Raw genomic sequence first — 897 nt, 5'->3', positions numbered from 1 at the left:
CGCGCCATGACGGGCGATTTGCGCAGAAGACCAAGGGGCGCGGCGTGCAATGGCAAGATTTGATCCACGAGCCGCTGATTGCCAACCCGCTTTGCGATCTGGTGTATCACCCCAGCGTGACCGAAGGATTGCAAGATTGCCGCATTGAGGCGCGCAATACCACGGCACTTTTGGCATTTGTGCGGGCGGGTATCGGGATCACGATTTTGCCCCAAACCGCGATGGCCGAAGCCGACCCCGCCTTGCGCTTCTTTGCCCCTAATGATCCGCATAGCCGCCGTGAGCTGTGTAAAATAAGGAACTGCGCCGCCCATCTTAGCCCTGTGGCGCAGTCATTTTGGGACTTGCTTGCACCCCCTGCGCCAAGCCCTTAGCCTTTGACAAAACGACCATAGGGAGGGCGGCCATGGCGCAAGTGGCGATCAGCGAGATTGAAACCGTGACCAAAGCCGCGCTCATGGCCCATGGGGCGGGCGCATGGCAGGCGGGGGAGGTGGCCCGCGCCACTGCCCATTCCGAGGCGCATGGCAATGTGATTTGCGGCCTGCAATATGTCGAAAGCTATTGTTTGCAATTGTCCTCTGGGCGTGTTGATGGGCAGGTCATGCCTGTTGTTAGCCGTCCAAAGGCGGCTGCGATCTTGTCGGATGCACGGCTTGGTTTTGCCCAACCCGCCTTTGCCGCGGCCAAAGATCAATTCTGCGATCTGGTGGATGAAACAGGCGTGGCCATGCTGGCCGTGGCGCAAAGCCATACCTGCACCTCGCTTGGTTATTTTACCGAACAAATCGCGCAAGCGGGCAAGCTGTGCATCGGCTTTACCAACGCCTCGCCCGTTGTGGCGGCGCCAAATGGCAAGCGGCGCGTCATCGGCACCAACCCCATCGCCATGTCCGT

General features: G+C 59.9%; 2 protein-coding genes. Both read left to right on the top strand.

Annotation, left to right across the window (positions count from 1 at the left end):
• Positions 1-374: LysR substrate-binding domain-containing protein (locus ACR0B3_RS24300; protein WP_480811281.1), on the top strand; the 374-nt coding region annotated here is incomplete at its 5' end.
• 32 nt (positions 375-406) lie between these two features.
• The coding region (locus tag ACR0B3_RS24295; RefSeq protein ID WP_480811280.1) for an Ldh family oxidoreductase at positions 407-897 on the top strand (491 nt) is incomplete at its 3' end.

The sequence above is a fragment of the Ruegeria sp. CE9 genome (genome assembly GCF_056537425.1).
This window is presented reverse-complemented; position numbering and strand designations above follow the sequence as displayed.